This is a genomic window from Collinsella tanakaei (assembly GCF_016902615.1).
In the GTDB taxonomy this organism is placed as follows: Bacteria; Actinomycetota; Coriobacteriia; order Coriobacteriales; family Coriobacteriaceae; genus Collinsella; species Collinsella tanakaei_A.
The window spans coordinates 1-19,884 of the sequence record NZ_JACJMB010000036.1; the positions used below are offsets into that span (position 1 = coordinate 1).

General features: G+C 67.2%; 13 protein-coding genes and 1 pseudogene. 8 read left to right on the top strand and 6 right to left on the bottom strand.

Annotation, left to right across the window (positions count from 1 at the left end):
• Positions 1 to 162 precede the first annotated feature (162 nt).
• Positions 163 to 1,380 carry an amidohydrolase gene (locus tag H6A21_RS09370; RefSeq protein ID WP_204562481.1) on the bottom strand — a complete coding sequence of 406 codons (1,218 nt, stop codon included), beginning with the start codon at positions 1,378 to 1,380 and terminating at the stop codon, positions 163 to 165.
• A gap of 648 nt (positions 1,381 to 2,028) precedes the next feature.
• Here H6A21_RS09370 and H6A21_RS09375 point away from each other — a divergent pair.
• The 4 genes from H6A21_RS09375 to dapD all read left to right on the top strand — a co-directional run bounded on the left by H6A21_RS09375 (position 2,029) and on the right by dapD (position 5,775).
• Positions 2,029 to 3,336 (top strand): diaminopimelate decarboxylase, encoded by a 1,308-nt coding sequence (locus tag H6A21_RS09375; protein WP_342636095.1) that lies wholly within the window; start codon positions 2,029 to 2,031, stop codon positions 3,334 to 3,336.
• A gap of 14 nt (positions 3,337 to 3,350) precedes the next feature.
• Positions 3,351 to 4,241: a 4-hydroxy-tetrahydrodipicolinate synthase gene (gene dapA / locus H6A21_RS09380; RefSeq protein WP_204562483.1), complete on the top strand. Its 891-nt coding sequence runs from the start codon at positions 3,351 to 3,353 to the stop codon at positions 4,239 to 4,241.
• The gene (dapB, locus tag H6A21_RS09385; protein WP_239462791.1) at positions 4,234 to 4,971 is read left to right on the top strand and encodes a 4-hydroxy-tetrahydrodipicolinate reductase; all 738 of its coding nucleotides are present in this window, start codon (positions 4,234 to 4,236) and stop codon (positions 4,969 to 4,971) included. Before dapA ends, dapB begins: the two co-directional genes overlap by 8 nt.
• Before the next feature lie 102 nt (positions 4,972 to 5,073).
• Positions 5,074 to 5,775, top strand: a complete 702-nt coding sequence (gene dapD, locus H6A21_RS09390) for a 2,3,4,5-tetrahydropyridine-2,6-dicarboxylate N-acetyltransferase (protein WP_204562484.1) — start codon at positions 5,074 to 5,076, stop codon at positions 5,773 to 5,775.
• Between the two features lie 158 nt (positions 5,776 to 5,933).
• Here the strand turns inward: dapD and H6A21_RS09395 are convergent, their stop codons facing one another.
• The 5 genes from H6A21_RS09395 to H6A21_RS09415 all read right to left on the bottom strand — a co-directional run bounded on the left by H6A21_RS09395 (position 5,934) and on the right by H6A21_RS09415 (position 13,993).
• On the bottom strand, positions 5,934 to 6,938 hold the full coding sequence (locus H6A21_RS09395; RefSeq protein ID WP_204562485.1) for a nucleoid-associated protein: 1,005 nt from the start codon (positions 6,936 to 6,938) through the stop codon (positions 5,934 to 5,936).
• A gap of 98 nt (positions 6,939 to 7,036) precedes the next feature.
• A complete protein-coding gene (locus tag H6A21_RS09400) occupies positions 7,037 to 8,407 on the bottom strand; it encodes an Mbeg1-like protein (RefSeq protein ID WP_239462792.1) in 1,371 nt (456 codons plus the stop codon).
• 271 nt (positions 8,408 to 8,678) lie between these two features.
• Positions 8,679 to 10,442: a glycoside hydrolase family 13 protein gene (locus H6A21_RS09405; RefSeq protein ID WP_204562486.1), complete on the bottom strand. Its 1,764-nt coding sequence runs from the start codon at positions 10,440 to 10,442 to the stop codon at positions 8,679 to 8,681.
• Positions 10,443 to 10,617: 175 nt separating this feature from the next.
• On the bottom strand, positions 10,618 to 11,778 hold the full coding sequence (locus tag H6A21_RS09410; RefSeq protein WP_204562487.1) for a pyridoxal phosphate-dependent aminotransferase: 1,161 nt from the start codon (positions 11,776 to 11,778) through the stop codon (positions 10,618 to 10,620).
• A 139-nt stretch (positions 11,779 to 11,917) separates the two neighbouring features.
• On the bottom strand, positions 11,918 to 13,993 hold the full coding sequence (locus H6A21_RS09415) for an NAD(+) synthase (RefSeq protein ID WP_204562488.1): 2,076 nt from the start codon (positions 13,991 to 13,993) through the stop codon (positions 11,918 to 11,920).
• Positions 13,994 to 14,196: 203 nt separating this feature from the next.
• Between H6A21_RS09415 and H6A21_RS09420 the strand changes: the two genes are divergently transcribed.
• From H6A21_RS09420 to H6A21_RS09435, 4 genes and pseudogenes are all read left to right on the top strand, one after another.
• Positions 14,197 to 15,462, top strand: coding sequence for an N-acetylmuramoyl-L-alanine amidase (locus H6A21_RS09420; RefSeq protein WP_204562489.1), 1,266 nt, complete (start codon positions 14,197 to 14,199; stop codon positions 15,460 to 15,462).
• A 205-nt stretch (positions 15,463 to 15,667) separates the two neighbouring features.
• The gene (locus H6A21_RS09425) at positions 15,668 to 16,732 is read left to right on the top strand and encodes a glycosyltransferase (protein WP_342636096.1); all 1,065 of its coding nucleotides are present in this window, start codon (positions 15,668 to 15,670) and stop codon (positions 16,730 to 16,732) included.
• Positions 16,733 to 17,215: 483 nt separating this feature from the next.
• A complete protein-coding gene (locus H6A21_RS09430) occupies positions 17,216 to 18,265 on the top strand; it encodes a hypothetical protein (RefSeq protein ID WP_204562490.1) in 1,050 nt (349 codons plus the stop codon).
• 281 nt (positions 18,266 to 18,546) lie between these two features.
• Positions 18,547 to 19,884, top strand: a pseudogene (locus H6A21_RS09435) (hypothetical protein); the annotation flags it as partial.

Consider the following 19,884-nt stretch of genomic DNA (forward strand, 5'->3'; position numbering starts at 1 on the left):
AACAGCTCCGCGGCGAGCTCCCTGAGCCTCCGGTCGTGCCTGCACCGCAGGTCGATGGACATGAAAGCCTCCCATCTCTCGGACCTCTATTTCCATGTCCAAGAAATGGAAGGCAGTTCACTTTGCGTGGCCCCTCCTTTATTCGGCCGATGCAAGGTACACCTACGGCATCATCACCAGCCGCTTGTAGACCGATACGCCCTCGAGCAGCACGCGCTCATCGAACATGAGGGTGTCCCCGTGCAGGGCGCACGTCGCATACCCGAGGCCGCCCGCAGCAGCCTCCTCCCCCACATTCACCTGTCCTGCCGGCGCACCGACGCCGAGCAGGAAGAAGACGCCAGGTAGCTCTCGCTGGTAGAACGCGAAGTCCTCTGCAATGAGGAGCGGTTCCTCGACGAGTGTGAGCTCGGGCAGAACATCGGCAGCAAGCGAATACAGCACCGGGTCGTTCGTCACGGGCGGATAGCCCTCCGCAAACGTCACCTCGCCGGTGCAGCCGCATCCCGTGCACGCCTCGTCCAGAAGCGTCTTGATCTCCACCTTCGCCTGATCGAACATCGCATCCGAGAACACGCGCAGGCTGCCCGCCAGGCGCGCCTCGCCGGCCACCGCGTTGCAAACCGTCCCCGCTTGGACCTGGCCGAACTGGCAGATCGCCGGCTCGTCTTGCGAGAGCCTGCGCATGAGCCAGCGCTCGCTCACCAGAAAGCGCGCCGCCGCGAGAGCCGCATCATGGCTGTCCGTATCGGACACCCCATAGGTCTTCGCGATGTGCGTGCTCTGCCCGTGGATGACGATGTGCGTCTCACTCGAGCGCGCGAGCAGTGCACCGGGACGCGAGGCAAGCGTGCCCCAGGGCAGGTCGGGCCACACGTGGAAGCCGAAGATCCGCTCCACCTGACAGCGCTTGAACACGCCTGACTCGCAGACGCGCTTCGCACCGCCGGTTGTCTCCTCGGCGGGCTGGAACACGAACAGGACGTTTCTCGGCAGGGCGCCCGGTCGCGCGCGGACGATCCCGTCTACCCACACGGCGACCGCGAGGGCCATGGCCATGTGCGCGTCGTGGCCGCATGCATGCATGCGGCCCTCATTCTCCGAGGCGAACGACACGCCCGTTGCCTCGGTGATGGGCAGCGCATCCATGTCGGCACGGATCGCCATCGTGCGCGCGCAGCCCGCATCGAACAGCGCGCAGATGCAGCTCGGGCTGGGCGAGAACACCTGGCAGCTCAGCGTCTCGAGCACATCGCGCACGTAGCGCTTCGTTTGCGGCAAGTCGTAATCAAGCTCGGGGATGCGGTGCAGGTCGCGTCGGAAGCGCACCAGCATCTCCAAATCCTGCTCGGTTGCTGTCGTATCGATATCCACGTCCATAGATGGCCCTCTCCTCGCCAACGGTACCTTGCAGTATAGCGGCGCGAAGCAGTGCCGCGCGACGCGTGATAAAACCGACCGAGCGCAGCCGGCCGTAAGACGGCCAAAACGGCTATCTTATCGTGCCCAAGCGACCACGGAACCCCTTCGGAAAACCTCGAGGGCCCACTTTCAGTACTTTTTCAGCGGCCCTCCGAGTAGACCTGGAAGTGCCCACATCTGGCCGAGCCTTCTACCTGCGATTTTGTCGGCGCTCGCAAATCCGAAAACGCGCTCTACTCGACAGGCCGCTGAAAAAGTACTGAAAGTGGGCCCTCCTCGTTTCCGAAGCGGCTCCGAAGACGCGCGAACCGCCGGATCCCGCACCAAAACGCCCCGCCGTGCACCCTTTCGCGAGCCGGCACCCCTACGTTTCCAATATGTATCGCCGCAGCGTCCACTCTTGTTGGGCAAAGCGCGTTCATGATAGCATTCCCCCATTCGATAGAGGTAGCGGGCGCGAAGAGGTGCAGACGAGCCGGCGGGCGCAGACCCTGCACGGAGGCAACCCCGCCGAACTCGGGCGCCGGGCGCGGCGAACCGGGTGGGGTCGCGGGAAATACCCGCGGAACTGTCTGCATGTGCAGGAGCGCTATCAAGGAGGACCACGTGGTCAAGCACCCGTTTGTGACGAAAGACCAGCTCGTCGAGATCGCCGAGCACTACCCCACCCCGTTTCATCTCTACGATGAGGCGGGTATCAGGCGCAACGTCGAGGCGGTGCTCGACGCGTTCAGCTGGAACCCCGGCTTCAAGGAATACTTCGCCGTGAAGGCGAACCCCAACCCCCGCCTCATCTCCATCCTCGCCGAGTACGGCTGCGGCGTCGACTGCTCGAGCGCAACCGAGCTCATGATCGCCGAGACCCTCGGCATGCGCGGACACGACATCATGTTCTCGTCGAACGACACGCCCGCCGAGGACTTCCGGCTCGCCCGCGAACTCGACGCCATCGTGAACTTCGACGACATCACGCACATCGAGTTCTTCGAGCAGGTCGCGGGCCACATCCCCAAGACCGTCAGCTGCCGCTTCAACCCCGGCGGCCTGTTCCAGCTCGCGAACGGCATCATGGACAACCCAGGCGACTCGAAGTACGGCATGACGCGTGAGCAGCTGGGCGAGGCCTTCAGCATGCTCGCGGCGCGCGGGGCGGAAATGCTCGGCATCCATGCCTTCCTGGCCAGCAACACCGTCACGAACGAGTACTACCCCGCGCTCGCCCGCATCCTGTTCGAGCTCGCCCGCGACCTGGCGCGCGAGAGGGGCGTGCACATCGGCTTCATCAACCTCTCGGGCGGCGTGGGCATCCCCTACCGCCCCGACCAGCAGCCAAACGACATCGCGCAGATCGGCGAGGGCGTGCGCCGCGCCTTCGAGGACATTCTCGTGCCCGCGGGCATGGGCGACGTGGCGATCTTCTGCGAGATGGGCCGCTTCATGATGGGGCCCTATGGGTGTCTCGTCACGCGTGCCATCCACGAGAAGCATATCTATAAGGAGTACATCGGCGTCGATGCGAACGCCTGCGACCTCATCCGCCCGGCCATGTACGACGCGTACCACCACATCACCGTCATGGGCCAGGCGGGAGGTCCCGACAAGAGCGCGTGGGAACCGAGCCGAACCTACGATATTGTGGGCAATCTCTGCGAGAACAACGACAAGTTCGCTCACGACCGCGCGCTGCCCGAAATCGAGCGGGGCGACCTGCTCGTGATCCATGACACGGGCGCGCACGGCTATTCGATGGGTTACAACTACAACGGCCGCCTGCGCCACGCCGAGGTGCTGCTGCGCGCGGACGGCACCTGCGAGCTCATCCGCCGCGCCGAGACGCCGCGCGACTACTTCGCCACGCTCGATATCACCGACCTGGGCCGCGACCTGATCGCACGCGGCTCGAACATCGCCTGACCTGAGGGAACCACATGGACATCCGCAACCTCGAGGGCTCGATCGTCGCCCTCATCACCCCGTTTCACGAAGACGGCAGCGTCGACTTCGACGCGCTCGGCCGCCTGATCGACTTCCAGCTCGCCGCGGGCACCGATGCGCTGCTGCCGCTCGGCACCACAGGCGAGAGCTCGACCATGACGCACGAGGAGGACGAGGCCGTCGCCTCCTTCGTCGTCGAGCGCGTGGCCGGCCGCGTCCCGGTTATCACCGGGTCCGGCTCGAACGACACGCGCACCATGCTCGAGAAGAGCCTTGCCTACCAGCGTCTGGGCGTCGACGGCCTGCTGCTCATCACGCCCTACTACAACAAGGCGAACGAGGAGGGCGTCTACCGCCACTTCGCCACGGTGCTCGATGCGGTGGACATCCCCTGCATCCTCTACAACGTGCCCGGCCGCACGGGCTGCTCCATCAGCGTCGCGAACGTAGAGCGGCTGAGCCGCCACGACAACGTCCTCGGCATCAAGGAGGCGAGCGGCTCCATCTCCTATGCGACCGACATCGCCCATCTGATCGGCCCGACCTTCAAGATGTTCTCCGGCAACGACGACATGGTCGTGCCGCTCATGAGCCTCGGCGCCTCCGGCGTCATCTCGGTCTGGGCGAACGTGCAGCCCGCCCTCGTGCGCGAGATGACCCACGCCTACCTGGCAGGCGATGTGGAGCGCGCCCGCCGCATCCAGCTCTCCGGTCTTCCGCTCGTGCGGGCGCTCTTCTCCGAGGTGAACCCCATCCCCGTGAAGGAGGCATGCGCCCTCATGGGGCTCTGCGAGCCGAACTTCCGCCTGCCGCTGTGCCGCATGGGCGCCGCCGCGCGCGAGGGGCTTATCGCCTCGATGAAGGGAGCTGGTCTCGTTGATTAGGATCGCCATCATGGGTGCGGGCCGCATGGGCACCCTCATCCGCACCACCGCCGAGAGCGCGGTCGACGCCGCGGGCGCGCCCGCCTTCGAGGTCGCGGCTCAGGTCGGGTTCGACCTCGCCGCCGCCGAGACGGCCCCTGCGGCCGATGTCCTGATCGACTTCTCGAACGTCGCGTGCCTGCCGGCGGTCGTGTCCTACGTGAGGCGCTGCGGCTGCGCACTCGTGAGCGGCACGACGGGATATGCGCCCGAGCAGCTCGATGAGCTGCGCGCCCTCGGCGACATCGCGCCGGTCGTGTGGTCCGGCAACTACTCCATCGGTGTGGCGGCGCTGCGCCACCTGACCGCGCAGGCGACCCGCGAGCTGCCCGGCTTCGACATCGAGATCGTCGAGTGCCACCACAACCAGAAGGCAGACGCCCCCTCCGGCACAGCGAAGATGCTGCTCGAGGCCGTGGAGGAGGCGCGCGCGGACGATGCGCTCCATCCGGTCTACGGACGCTCCGGCATGTGCGGGGCGCGCGACGCGCACGAGGTCGGTGTGCACGCCCTGCGCGGCGGCACGGTCGCCGGCGTGCACACCGTGTCGTTTTTCGGCCCCGACGAGGAGGTGTCGCTCACGCACCGCGCGACGAGCCGCCAGATCTTCGTGAACGGCGCGCTCGCGGCGGCGACCAAGCTCGTCGGCAAGCCCGCCGGCTTCTACACCTTCGACGAGCTCATGTTCTAGTCCATCCCCCCACTTTGCGCCCCGCGGCACGAGGCGACGCGCCTCCTTCAGGAAGAAGCGCGTCGCGCCGCGGGGCCGCCCATCCACCCAGAAAGGAAACACATGAACGCCCAGCAGATCATCGAGTTCATCGCATCGGCTGAGAAGAAGACCCCCGTGAAGCTCTATGTGCGCGAGCGCCCCGGCGCCCAGATCGACTGGGGGTCCGCACGCGTCTACGGCACGCCTGAGGGCCGCGTCGTCTTCGGCGACTGGACGAAGCTCGCCGGCGTGCTTGAGGCCCATGCGGACGAGATCGCATGCGTGGACATCGAGAACGACTGCCGCAACTCCGCCGTGCCGCTGCTCGACCTGAAGGGCGTCAACGCCCGCATCGAGCCCGGCGCGATTGTCCGCGACCAAGTCGAGATCGGCGACAACGCCGTCATCATGATGGGCGCGATCATCAACATCGGCGCCGTCATCGGCGAGGGCACGATGATCGACATGGGTGCCGTCCTCGGCGGACGGGCGACGGTGGGCAAACGCTGCCACGTGGGTGCCGGCACCGTGCTCGCCGGCGTCATCGAGCCCGCGAGCGCCACGCCCGTCATCATCGAGGACGACGTCATGATCGGCGCGAACGCCGTGGTGCTGGAGGGCGTGCACGTGGGCGCGGGCGCCGTCATCGCCGCGGGCGCGGTCTGCGTGGAGGACGTCCCCGCCGGCGCCGTCGTGGCGGGCGTGCCGGCACGCGTCATCAAGCAGCGCGACGCGAAGACCGATAGCAAGACCGGCCTCGAGGAGGCCCTGCGCACCCTGTAGGGACTCGCAGGCAAACAACCCCTTGCAACGCTTGAGGCGCACGCTTCCCCAAGGAGACGTGCGCCTCAATGTCTTCGTGCAAAAGGCACACGAAGCCATCCCTCGTGTGCCTTTTGCACGAAGACATTGTCGTAGCAAGGGGTCGCCCTCGCGCTCCCCTAGCGGTTCTCGATGCTGCCGATGTTTTTCAGCTCGATGGAGATGAGCCCGTTCGGCTCGTTCACGAACTGCACGTACTCGGTGTTCTTCAGCATCTCGGCGGGGAACGTGATCTCGATGCCCGTGTCGGTGCGGATCTTGTGGTTGCGCACCGCCGCGCGCTCCACGTTCGAGCGCTCCACCGGCACGCGCTCGGGCAGGCGCTCCTCGCGCATCTCCGCCTCGAAGCGCTCCTTCATGGCCGGCTCGTCCTCGAAGATCTCGTCGGCCAGGTCCCAGGGCGCGAGCTCCTCGTCCTCCTCGACGCGCTCGGCCACGACCTCCTTGGCGCGGGCGAGCGCCACCGCGGTGTTGGCGCCGTGCTCCTCGGCGACCTCCTCCACGATACGCGTCACCGTGTCGATGACCTCCTTGCCCGACACGCCCGTCACGCACTGCAGCAGGCCGTCGGGGATGAGCATGGTGTCCTCACCGGCGATCTTGCGCTTCTTGTCCTGGTACATGACCTCCATCGTGCTCGCGCGCACCACAGCGAAGCTCGATACCTTCTGCGAGGGATTCGGCAGGATCGCGTAGTGGCGCGCGATGTCGTTGCGCACCTCGCCGCCCTCGCGGTCGACCTCGTGCATGAAGGCCATGCGGCTCGTCATGAGCAGGATGGCGAACCAGCGCACGTCGTCATCGTCCTCGAAGTCGGCCACGACCACGTCGGTCGACTCGGGCTTCTCGCACTTCGCGAGCTCGCCGCCGATGAACTCGGCGATCTGCTGCGAGAGATCGATGAAGTCGCGGTCCCCGAACAAAAACGCCTTGAGCTCGCCGGCAAACGCGCTGGAGTCCGCGAACGCGGCGCGGCGGTTGTCAGGGCTCGTGCGGGCGCGGCGCAGGTGCGAGGTGAGGAACTGCCTCACCGCGCGCGTGTCGATGTCGAGCTCGCGCGCGCTCATGACGTTCACGGCGGAGTCGAAGTCGAGGATATGCAGGATGGCGTGGTTAATCTTCATGCGGTGAACTCCTTGCGAGATGTCGTGTCAGCCCGGTCAGTATAGCGGTATGACGCCACCGAGGACAGCTCGCGTACGCCGCCGGGCCGTGCCTGCGCTCAATTGTCGCGCGATCCCAGACGGTCAATCGTCGCCACGCGCGCGAGCGCCCGCAGCACATCCACCACGAACGCGCGCTGCTCCGGCGCGAGCGCATCGTAGGCGTCGTGCATCGCCGGCAGGCTCTCCCGCCAGTCCTCGCGGATATCGGCCATGCGCACGGCACCGGTGACGTCGATCACGCTGAAGAGGGTATCGATGAAGGTCCCGCGCTCCTCGGGCGTGAAGCGGTTCATCCACGCGGTGACCGTCGAGGAGAGGTAGCGCGACGAGGCGGACAGGCCGTCAGCCCGGCGAAACGCGTTGCCCTCGACCGCCCAGAGAAACGGGTTGTGCTGCAGCACCGACACGCCGTCGCTCTCCACCACGTCGAAGTCGCGCTCGGTATCCATGATGAGGCCGATAATCGACGACTTCGGCACGGTCTTCTCCACACGGCCCCGGATACACCGGTAGCCCGCGCTCGCCAGGAAATCGGCCGGAAAGCCCGGCCCATCGTGGGAGAACACGCGCACGATACGGTCCTGCACCCCGCGGCTGACGCTGGCGGCGGCATACACCGCCAGGTTGCCGCCTTTGGAATGTCCGCCCACATACAGCGGCCCGTCGACCAGCGCCGCGACGCGCTCGAGGTACTCGTGCGCCTCGCGCTGCGCCGGCACCGGGCACAACGACGCCATGTTGAAGTCCTCGCGCCACCCTACGAGCGTGGAATCGGTGCCGCGAAAGGCGACGTAGGCCCCGCCGCCCGGGAGCAGAAAGGTCATGGCGGCGAACTGCTCGGCGGTCGCCTGGTCGGTCTTGAAGTCGAACGCCACGAGGCGCGAGGCGCGGAAGCGCGGGCTCGCGCACACGGCGAACAGCAGGTCCCGGCTGCCCGCGGGATCCCAGCTCGTGCCGAACATCTGGTCGAACTCCTCGGCGCGCAGCATCACATGCAGCGGCATGCCGTCCGCATGCCAACTCGCGCGCATCTTCCCGCTCAGGCGGTAGTACGACAGCCAGGAGAAGACGATGGAGTCGAGCTCGCACAGCGGGCGCTCGGCAAACGTGTCGAAGGCCGTCTGCGCGTAGGTGAGGAAGGTGCCGGTCGCCCGCGAGCGCCCGGGACGCTCCGTGTCGCCGGCGGGCGCATCCGCATCCTTACGGGAGCGGTCGGGCAGGTTTAACGGGAGGCGGTCGGTCAGGACGCCGATAAGCTCCGCGAAGCGACCGCCCTCGCCAGAAGACGCGCTCCCGTCGGGTGCGGCGGGCACACCGCCAGGCGCGCTCGGGGCGCCTGCCCGCCGCGTCCCCAGCGCCGTCGTCGGGATCCCGTGCCCCGTTTGCGCGCCAACATCCAACCGCTCGTCGTCCATCGTCATCCCCATCTTCGCCACCGGGCAGATCTCTTTACGCCCCCTATGCTACCCCGTGACGAATACGTACGCGCCGTCGGCAGCAGACGCGCCTGCAAAACAAAGCATTGCCACCTATCGAGTCGTGACGCCGGACGGGTCCGCGCCCGGCGCCCGACGCGGGGCCCTGCGCCATCGCGCCGGGCGCGGACCGGATCTCGGCGCGAGGCATCTGCCCGGGACACCGAGATCCGAAGGGCAGAACCCCGTCGGCGTCCGAGACGGGGTTTTGCGTCAAACGGCTCTAGCAGACGAACCACGCCGCCGTATCGGTGGGAATCGAGCCATCGGGCGCCAGGTCGCCCGAGGCAACAAGCAGCTGGCCCGCAGGCGCCGGCACGTCCGTCGCACCGAAGTTCACCACACAGGCGAGCGTCTTGCCATCCGCACACGGACGCTCGAAGGCGATCACCTGGTCGGGCTGCGCACCCAGCGCCTCCGGCTCCATCCAGGTCAGCGACAGGTCGCCCGTCGGCGCGAGCAGCTCGGAGCGCAGCGCGAGCACGCGCCGGTAGAAGGAAAGCATCGACGACGGATCGGCCTCTTGCACGTCGGCGGCGAAATCCGCATACCACAGCGGCTGCGGCAGGTGCGGGGCGGAAGGCGCATCGGTGCGCGGCACGCCCGCGACCGGTGCCGAGAAGCCGAACGACCCCGTCGCGCCGTCGCCAAACGTCTCGTCCCAGCGGGCGGGTGCCGGCTTATCGGATGCGCTCCAGGGCAGCGGCACGCGACAGCCGTCGCGTCCCTTCACGGCATCGCCATGGGCCGTGCGGCGCGCCTGCGGGTCTTCAAGACGGTCCCAGGGGATCGTCGCCACCTCGAACAGGCCGAGCTCCTCGCCCTGGTAGATATAGACCGACCCGGGAAGGCCCATCTCCATCAGCAGGGCCGCACGGGCGCGACGGGCGCCGAGGGCGCGGTCCTCCACATAGGTCGCGCCGTCGCGCAGCAGCCAGTCGTTCGCCAGCTGATGATGCACGCGCGCGGCGACCTGCGGCAGGCCGAAGCGCGACGGGTGGCGCGGCACGTCGTGGTTCGAGAGCACCCAGGTGCTCGTGGAGCCGGAGAGCTCCGCGCAGGCAAGCCCCTCCTCGATGGCGCGGCGGAAATCTTCAGCCCGCCAGCCGGCCTTGGCGAACTCGAAGTTGAACACCTGGCCGAGTTCCTCGGTCGACGCATAGTAGCGCTGGTGCTCAGGCACCACCCACGCCTCTGCCACGGCGAAGCGCGCCGGTTCGTACTCGTTGAAGACGCGGCGCCACGAGCGGTAGATCTCGTGGACCTCCGGGCGATCCCAAAGCGGATCGAGCCCATCGGCGCCCCGCCCGCGCCCGAGCTCCTCGAGCGGCAGGCTGTCGAGATCCTTCGCCAGCGCATGCGCCACGTCGATGCGGAAGCCGTCCACGCCGCGGTCCGCCCAGAAGCGCAGGGTGCGTTCGAACTCCGCGCGGACATCCGGGTGCTTCCAGTTGAGATCGGGTTGCTCGGGCGCGAACAGGTGCAGGTACCATTCGCCATCGTCGACCCGCTCCCAGGCAGAGCCGCCGAAGGAGGACTTCCACTCGTTCGGGGGCAGCTCACCCGCCTCGCCGCGCCCGGGACGGAAGATGTAGCGCTCGCGCGCAGGCGACCCGGGGCCGGCGGCGAGCGCCTCCTGGAAGAAGCGGTGCTTGTTCGACGTGTGGTTCGGCACAATGTCGACGATCACCTTGATGCCCGTCGCATGCGCCGCCGCGACGAGGTCATCGAAGTCGCCCAGCGTACCCAGACGCGGATCGACATCGCGGTAGTCGATGACGTCGTAGCCGCCGTCCGCCAGCTCGGAGGGGTAGAAGGGCGAAAGCCAGATGGCATCGACACCCAGCTGCGCCAGATAGTCGATCTTGCTCACGACGCCGCGGATATCGCCGATGCCATCGCCGTTCGCATCGCGAAAGCTGCGCGGATATACCTGATAGACAACCGCCTGCTTCCACCAATCGGAAGCGTTCATGTCACTGATCATGTACGACCCTGCCTTTCCGTCCGTACCTGCGGTCCACGGGATAGATTCTAGGGTACTCTTCTTGTTCGTACATGTCATGATGACAGATGGATGTGCCCTGATGATATGAAAACCGAGCGCCCGGAACATCCCGGCGCTCGGCATATGGGAACTCAACTTTTCGCGGACGCGGGCGCTACAGCTCCGCCTCGCGGATGGCGGCAACGGCGGCGCGCATGCCCTCGGGCGGCAGGACGAGCGCCATGCGCACGTAGCCCTCGCCCGACGGGCCGAAGCTCGCGCCCGGCGTCACGATCACGCCCGCGCGCTCCATGAGCTCCTCGCAAAACGCCATCGAGTCGGTGCGGCCACCCGGCAGCTTCGCCCAGACGAACATCGTGCCGTGCGCGTTCGGGCGCTCCCACCCGATCGACTCCAGCCCGTCGCACAGGGCGTCGCGGCGCTCCTGGTACTTCATGCGCTGCGCCTCGACCTCGTCGAGCGGACCGGTGAGCGCGGCGATGGCGGCGCGCTGGATCGGGAAGAACATGCCGAAATCGATCTGGCTGCGCAGCTTGGCGAAGGCCTGCACCACGTCGGCGCGGCCCACCAGAAAACCGATGCGCGCGCCGGTGACGTTAAAGGACTTGGAGAGCGAGAAGAACTCCACGCCGACCTCGAGCGCGCCGGGATAGGACAGGAAGCTGCCGCCGCGCGGCCCGTCGTACACGATGTCGGAGTAGGCGTTGTCGTGCACGATGAGCAGGTCGTGCTCACGGGCGAACTCGATGATCTCGCGGTAGAGCTCAGGGGTGCCGACGCTTCCCACGGGGTTTGCCGGCAGCGACACGATCATGTACTTGGCGCGGTCCGCGACCTCAGGGTCGATACCCGCCACATAGGGCAGGAAGTTATGCTCGGCCTCAAGCGGATAGTAGGCGAGCTCGCCGTCGGCGATCTTTACGCCCGCCTCGAACACCGGGTAGCACGGGTCGGGCACGAGCACCGTATCGCCCGCATCGAGCAGCGCGAGGCCCAGGTGCCCCACGCCCTCCTGCGTGCCGTTGCAGGAAGCGACCATGTCGGGGGTGATGCCCTCCACGCCGAAGCGGCGCGCGTAGTAGTCGCACACGGCCTGCTTCAGCTCGGGCAGGTCGCCCAGGCTGTACTTCCACTGTGTGGGATCGGCCGCGGCGTCGCGCAGGGCGGACACCACGTGGTCATACGGTGCGAAGTCAGGCGTGCCGACCGACAGGTTGTAGATGGTGCGGCCTTGCGCCTCCAGCGCCAGACGACGCTGATTGAGCGAGGCGAACACCTCGTCGCCGAATCGATCGAGACGATGGGAAAACTGCATGGCAGACACCTTCCTCTTCCGCCGATACGGCGGCTCGCAGACACAGGGATTAAAAGTGTAGCGCTTCCGCGCCGGACGCAGCCATCACGCCCGAGCGCATCAGCAAGCACACAGCGAAGCGGACCGGTCGCGCTCGAGATCACGCCTCCAGGGCGTCGATCTCGGCGAGCCACAGGCGCGCGGAGGCGTCCGAGGGCATGCGCCAGTCGCCGCGCGGCGAGAGCGTGACCGAGCCGACCTTCGGCCCGTCCGGCAGGCAGCTGCGCTTGAACTGCTGGGCGAAGAAGCGCCGGTAGAACACGCGCAACCACGAAAGGATCGTCTTCTCGTCGTACTCGCCCGCAAAGGAGCGGCACGCCATGCGGAAGATCTTGCCCGGCGTGAAGCCGAAGCGCAACAGGTGGTACAGGAAGTAGTCGTGCAGCTCATAGGGCCCCACGAGGTCCTCGGTCCGCTGGGCGATCTGACCGTCGCCCGTGGGCGGCAGAAGCTCCGGCGACACCGGCGTGTCGAGGATGTCGAGCAGCGTCCGCTCGATCGCGCCGCCGTAGAGCCCCGCCGCGTAGCGCACGAGGTGCCGCACGAGCGTCTTCGGCACGCTCGCGTTCACCGCGTACATACTCATGTGGTCGCCGTTGTAGGTGGCCCAGCCGAGCGCGAGCTCGGACAGGTCGCCCGTGCCGATCACGAAGGCACCGAGCTGGTTGGCGAGATCCATCAGGATCTGCGTGCGCTCGCGCGCCTGGCTGTTCTCGTAGGTGACGTCGGTCACGCTCGGGTCGTGCCCGATGTCGGCGAAGTGCTGCCCCACCGCATCGTGGATCGAGATCTCGCGGAAGGTGACGCCGAGCGAGGTCGCGAGGCTCTCAGCGTTGCCCTTCGTGCGGTGCGTGGTGCCGAACCCCGGCATCGAGACCGCCGTGATGCCCGTGCGCTCGAGCCCGAGCGCATCGAAGGCGCGCACGGTGACGAGCAGGGCGAGCGTGGAATCAAGCCCGCCGGACAGGCCGATGACCGCGTGCGTCGTGCCCGTGTGCGCCAGGCGGGAGGACAGACCCGCCGCCTGCAGGCCGAAGATGGTCTCGCAGCGCTCGGCCAGGTCGCCGCGGTCGGCGGGCACGAACGGCGTTTTGGGGAAGACGCGATCGATCTCGAGCGCGGAGCGCATGAGCGCAGACTCAGGTGCCCCGGCGGCCTCAGGGGCGTCCGCGGCGTCGCACGGCGCGTCGGCGCAAACGGTACCGGCGTCTCCCGTAAACGAGAACGGCACGGCTGGAAAGCTGCGCCTGGAGAGGGGGTCGCGCGCCCAGGTGGTGGAGCGACGGCGCTCGGCACCCAGACGGTCGAGGTCCACGTCGGCGACCGCCATGTCACAGGTGAACAGGTCGGTCCTCGCAAGCAGGCTGCCGTTTTCGGCAATCAGGTTCTCGCCCGCGAACACGAGGTCCGTGGTCGACTCCCCCGCGCCCGCGTCCGCATACGCGTAGGCACAGTACAGACGCGCCGACTGGCCGCACACGAGCTCGCGGCGGTATTCGGCCTTGCCGATGGTCTCGTCGGAGGCCGACGGGTTCAAGATGATCGTCGCCGCGCCCTCGGTCGCCATGGCGATGGACGGTGGCGCGGGCACCCATAGGTCCTCGCAGATCTCGACGCCGATGACCACGGACTCCATGCCGGGATCGCCACAGCGGTACACGAGCCCCGAGCCCATGGGGACCGGACGGGACCCCGCGAAGCTCACGGGCGCCATGGGGTTGAGCGGCGCCGGGGCGAACCAGCGGCGCTCGTAGAACTCGCTGTAGTTCGGCAGGTTCTCCTTCACCGTGAGGCCGAGGAGCCTACCGGCGCAGCACACGGCGGCGCAGTTGAAGATGTTCTCGTCGCGCGCCACGGGCAGACCGACGGTGAAAAGGATCGGCAGGTCGCTGGTCTCCGCAAGCAGGCGCGCGAGCGCGTGCTCGCAGGCGCGCAAGAGCGTGCGGTCCAAGAACAGGTCGGCGCACGTGTAGCCGCACAGACAGAGCTCCGGCAGCACGAGGGCGCCCACGCCGCGCGCGGCGGCATCGCGCACGCACGCGAGGATCGCCTCGGCGTTACCCTCGACATCTGCCACGCGGATTCTCGGCGTGGCGGCGGCGATGCGGAAAAACCCATCGCTCGAGCCCGTACCCGCCGCAGCGGACCCGATGCCTGTGAAATACAGCTCTTCCATGTGTCGCTCCCCTGCTCGGAAGGTCATCTGATCAGCACACCCCATCATACCGCAGGCGCGCCGCGCCCACCGCGCGCCCGCACGCGTCGTAGTGCCACCCGCATCAACCCCGCGGCCACGGCTTTTCGCGATTGCGCCCGAGGCGCTACACTGGTTGGAAGCGAAATCGCCCGAGCCGGGCACCTCGATCAGAAAGGCTCGCAATGGACCGCACCAACCTTCTCATCCGGCCTTCGCTGGCGGTGCTCGCCGTCGGCGCCGCCCTCGCCTGCTCCGCCCTCGGCGCGCCCGCCTTCGCCACCGATGCGGTGCCCGAGACGGCACCGATTTCTGAAACCGCCGTGGAAGACGGCTGGGTCACCGACCCCGACACCGGTGAGCGCCTCTACTACCTCGACGGCAAGCCCGCCGACTGCGTCTTCGTGACCGACCCCGACACCGGCGAGCGCTACTGGTTCGAGCAGGGCTCCTACGTGCGCGAGCATGCGTTTTTCGACAGCGCGACGAACGAGTGGTACTGGGCGGACGCCGACGGGACGATCGCGCACGGCAAGGACGTCTTCATCCCGAAAGACGAGTCCGACCGCGACGCGGGCGGCAAGTGGGTCCGCATCGACGATGACTACACGATGGTCAAGGGCGAGGATCTTCGCTATGGCGGCTGGTACTACTTCGACCCGGTGACCGGCGAGATGGCCAAGGGCTTCCGCTTCGTGCCCTCCAATGGCGGCAAGTGGGTGTTCTACGACTACACGACCGGCCAGATGGCGCACGGCGAGCGCTACATCGACGACAGCCACGGCGACGAGCCGGGCTGGATGTACTTCGACGACACGACCGGCGCGGTCGCCTACGGCTGGAAGAACCTCACGACCGCAGACGGCACCGCGAAGACCGTCTACTACGACACCGTGACCGGACGCATGGTGTACGGCTGGCGCGACATCGACGGCGTCACCTGCCTGTTCGACCGCAACACCGGCGAGGCCATCATCCACCAGGACATCACCTGGATCGGCACGCAGAAGTACACGCCGGGCCGCGAGGGCCGCGATTGGGAGCGCCTCGTCATCCACACGACGCTGATCGATACGATCGAGGGCGTCGATGAGGTCTTCGGCGATGCGAACGGGCGCGCTGCCTCGGCGCACTACTGCGTCGACGGCACGCGGATCCACCAGTACGTGCGCCTCGAGGACACCGCCTGGGGCGTGGGCAGCTGGAACTGGAACACCCGCACCGTCTCGATTGAGCACGTGGGCACGCGCGAGCACCCGGCGACCTACGAGACACTCGACACGAGCGCTAAGCTCATGGCGACGCTTGCGCACAAGAAGGGCTGGAGCCAGCTCGTCATGGGCCAGAACGTCGACGTGCACAAGTCGTTCACGGCAACCGACTGTCCCTTCGAGCTCGACGTCGACTGGCTCGTCGCGCGCGCGAACCACTACCTCTCCCTGGGGCGGTAAACACAAAAGTTAGCCGCGTGGCTCTTTGCGTCGCGTGATCGAGCCGCAAGACAGCCCCCACCGCGCCGCATGCGTGTGCGGACCTCACGCAGATATGCCCGCAGGTGCCAGATGGCGCCTGCGGGCTATACTATATGATGCATCTGCGCGGGTCCCGTCGGCTCCGCGCGAGCGTCCCATCGGATTCGACCAGGAAGGCACCATCGTGAGCGACATCGAAATGAGCACGGCCGGCACGGTCGCGCACACCTCCTCGCCCATGGCGGATGCACCCGGTATCCCCAAACTCGCCATCGTAGTCGTCACCTACAAGCGCCAGCAACTGCTCGCCAAGCTCTTCGACTCGTTCTGCACGCTGACCCGCACGCCATGGCGCATCGTCATCGTCGACAACGAGCACTCAGCCGAGACCGAGTCGATGGTTGCCGACTTCGCGCGCAGAACCGATGGGCTCTGGGGCGTCGACGCGGCAACCCCTGACGCGGAAGGCGGCGTCACGCGCGTCGTGTACGCCCCGCAGACAGACAACCTCGGCGGCGCGGGCGGCTTCTCCGCAGGTGTCAGGCGCGCCTGGGAGCTCGGCGCCTCATGGTTTTGGGTCATGGACGACGACGTCATGGTCATGCCCGAGGGCATCGAGCGGCTCGAGCCGTGGACGCACGACCACCAGGTCATCCAGGGTTCGCGCCTCGACTCCGATGGCGGCGCGTTCTACTGGCAGTACCACTTTATCGTCCCGCTCGGCATCCCCAACCCCATCGCGCCCGCCGCATTCGGACCGGAGGGCTACCGCACCATGAACACGCTGTGCTTCGAGGGCGGCCTGTTCTCGCGCGACGTCGTGGCGAAAATCGGCCTGCCCGACCCGCGCTTCTTCATCTACTGGGACGACACGGTCTACGGCTACCTGGCCTCGAAGGTCTGCGAGCCGATCGTGGTCTCCGACATCATCCTCGCCCGCACGCGCGATATCCCCAACTGGGACATCGCCGGGGTGCGACAGCTCAACGGCACCTCGGACATGAACCGTTACCACATCATGCGCAACCGCGGCTACATGATGAAGTACTTCCGCGCCCACGGCGACTACAACCGGCTCCTGTTCGGCCTCGGCACCGCGGCGACCTTCGCGAAAGAGATCATCCGCCTTCTGATGGTGAACCGCGAAAGCCTGAAAACCGGTGTGCCGTCGCTCATACGCGGCATGCGCGACGCGCGCAAGATCTACCGAGACGCGACCTGGGAGCCCATGCCGCCGCTCGAGAGCTAATGTTCACGCTCTGATCGGGTGCGCGCGGGCGTTTTGCGCCGGAAACCCTCCTTCTGGAAACGAGGAGGGCCTACTTTCAGTACTTTTTTCAGCACCCTCTGAGTAGCGGCTCCAATTCGGCTGAAAATCGGCATTGTTTCCCCAGTTGAGCGCTTTATCATACTAAAGTGTACTTGAAGGGGTCTCGAAAAAGTACTGAAAGTACGCCCTCGAGGTTTTACGGACCCCCTATGAGTCACCCCATCCCGCCCGCACGGTGTTCCGCGCGCTCCCCACCGCCTCGCAGCCCGTGACATTCGTCAACCCGACCCCCTATCTTCATAACATTTCCCCGTGTGTCACCTCTTTTTGTTGATGCGCCCGCACCGCTTCACAATCGGCGGCACGGGTACAAAATCAAAGAGGACACTGAATCGATGAAGCGCTGGGCGCCACGTGCCGCCCCGCTTGGTCGTTGCACCATATAAAGGAGAGGATCCGTCCATGAGCGACTATATGGACGATTACACATCGCGTAACCGCACGCGCATCTACCGCCGCACCGAAGCGGACACCACGTCGATTCCCGCCGACCCCATCGGGCAGACCCAGGCCATCGAGCCCCCGAAGCCGAAGCTCTTCGACGGGGTGTCGGGCGCCCAGGTCATCGCCGGTGCCGCCGCGGCAGCGACGTCGGTGGCCCTCGCGTCCTACATCGGCATCGCCGGCTCCATCATCGGCGCGGCGGTCAGCTCGATCGTGACCGTCATCTCGTCGCAGCTCTACCGTCGCTTCCTCGACGAGAGCGCGCGCAAGATTAAAAACGCGAACATCCTGAACATGACCGTCGGCCATCACAGTGAGCAGGCGGAAGACCTCATGACCGACCTCGGCGGCACGCGCGTGCGCGGCGCGCGCATCGCCCCCTCCGAGCTCCGCGAGAAGGCGGCGGCCGAGCGGGCTGTCACCCAGAAGAAGGTCATCGCGTTCTCCGTGGTCGCCGCAGCGGCCGCCGTCGTCATCGTGACGGCGGTCATCCTGATCGGCACCGCGGGCCAGGGCATCGGCGAGAAGACCCCGCCGCTCATTCCGCAGGCAACCGTCACCGATAAAGAGGCAACCGACGAGGAGCCGACCTACAGCCAGAGCTACCCCACCGATTCCGGCAAGGGCGGTGCCGCGACCGGCACCACGGGCAACAGCGCCAGCACCGACCAGTCGACTGATGCCAGCTCGAGCACCAATGCATCCACCGGCACCCAGGACCAGGGCACGACCTCGACCGACAGCCAGCAGGGCGCATCGACGGATACGGGCAGTACGGGAGGCTCGAGCAGCACGGGCGGTACCAGTGGCACGGGCGACTCGAGCTCCGACACCGGGACGACCGACAACTCCACCTCGACCGGCTCCGGCACATCCGACAGCACGGATTCCACGGGCACGGGATCGAACACCTCGGGGAATACAGGCACGTCGAGCGGAGAATCCTCGAGCTCGTCGGGGACCTCGAGCTCCGGCACCACCGACACCGGAACCACCGCGAAATCGTAGACCTCCGACTAGGGGCACCGCACAGGGACTCGGGCCGAAATGGCCTCAGTGAACCGCTGCAGCTGAACACAGCGAATATCGCGCCGGCCGGCCCAAGGACACTGGCCTTCGGGCGGCCGGCGCGCCCCGTTCGGGCAAGATGCGCGCGCATCGTGCGCCATCCCCCCACACGCAACCGGTGCACTCGTCGCGCCGCGCCCCGACCGGCGCACCCCGCAAACCATCTCTGCGCACGATGGTAATATGACATGCGAACTCAAAGATTAGAGGGGCACATGGCCATGCAGAATCCCAAGCCGAAGCTCTCGCTCGGCAACCATATCTATTTCTACCAGCTGCTCTCCGAAGCGCTCGGCTGCGGCAAGCAGACGCTCATGCCGCGCGTGGAGGAGGTACTCGAAGCGGAGCGGATGGGGGCCGCGGACCTCGGTTTCGACGACACCCGCGAACTGCTCGAGGCGCTCAGCGACTTCGTCGAGCTCACCGTCTTCAAGGGCGGCCGCATCTACGCGACGATCGTGACGCAGCCCGCCTGGGACGAGGCGCTCGCCGCACCCGAGAAGCAGCAGAAATCCGCACCCGGCAAGCCGTGGAAGCGCAAGAAGGCCGACAAGGGCCTGAAGCCCGTGAGGCCGCGCCGTGCAAAGCGTCCCGAGCCGGAGCCCGAGGCGGCGCCCGATCCCGAAGAGGCGGCCGCACCGGAAGCGGCGCCCGCAGAGGCGCTGGAAGCTGCCGGCACCGTGCAGTCGGACATGCATGCGAATGCGGCGGATGAGCATGCTCCCAACGTTGCGTCAGGTGATCAGCCGACCGGTCGCCCCGAGGGAGGAAACAGCGCCGAGGGCACCGACAAGGATGCAGCCGCAGCCGACAACACAAAGCCCGCCGACCATCCCGAGACCAAAGAAGATACCGAGAACGTAGAGGTTGCTGCAACCGACGACGAATCTGCCGAGAACGTCGCCGACGAGGCGCCAAAACCCGCCATCTCGCTTACCGTGATCTACGACCCCGAGCACGCGAATGCCGGCATGACGACCCTTGTGTCGACCCCTGGCATCGCGATGGCCGATATCGAATATGCATCATCTGCCGCCGCGCCCGCCATGCCGGACCGCGCGGCATCCTGTGAACCTAACGCCGCAACGCATGCGGCTCCCCTCCCGGGCAACCACGCCGGGACCGAGGCGCGCACGACGGAGGCCGAAGCTGCCCCGGCCGAGAAGAAGCGCACCGAGCCCGCCGCACACGCCGCAGGCGAGAGCGCCATACCGTCCCATGCGTCCACGCGCACCCCTGATGCGCCGGATGCCCGGCCCCATCGCGCAGGGCGCATCCGGCGCCACCATACGGTGATGCCCGCACCCGCCCCGTCTGCCCCCGCACCTCTCACCGATGCGCCCGCGACCGGCCGCGGCGAGTCTCCGGCGTCTGAGGCCGCGCCGCATCACGGAGCGGCATCCGTCCCTGCAGCCCAGCCGGCAAGCACGACGGACGCTGCTGCTCCTGGTCCGATGCCGCCCGTGAGCGCCGCGACCGAGCCACAGGCGGCGCCGACCGAGCCCGCGCCCGTCCCGGCGCCCGAGCCCCAGACGGCCCCGGCACCCACTCTCCAGCAG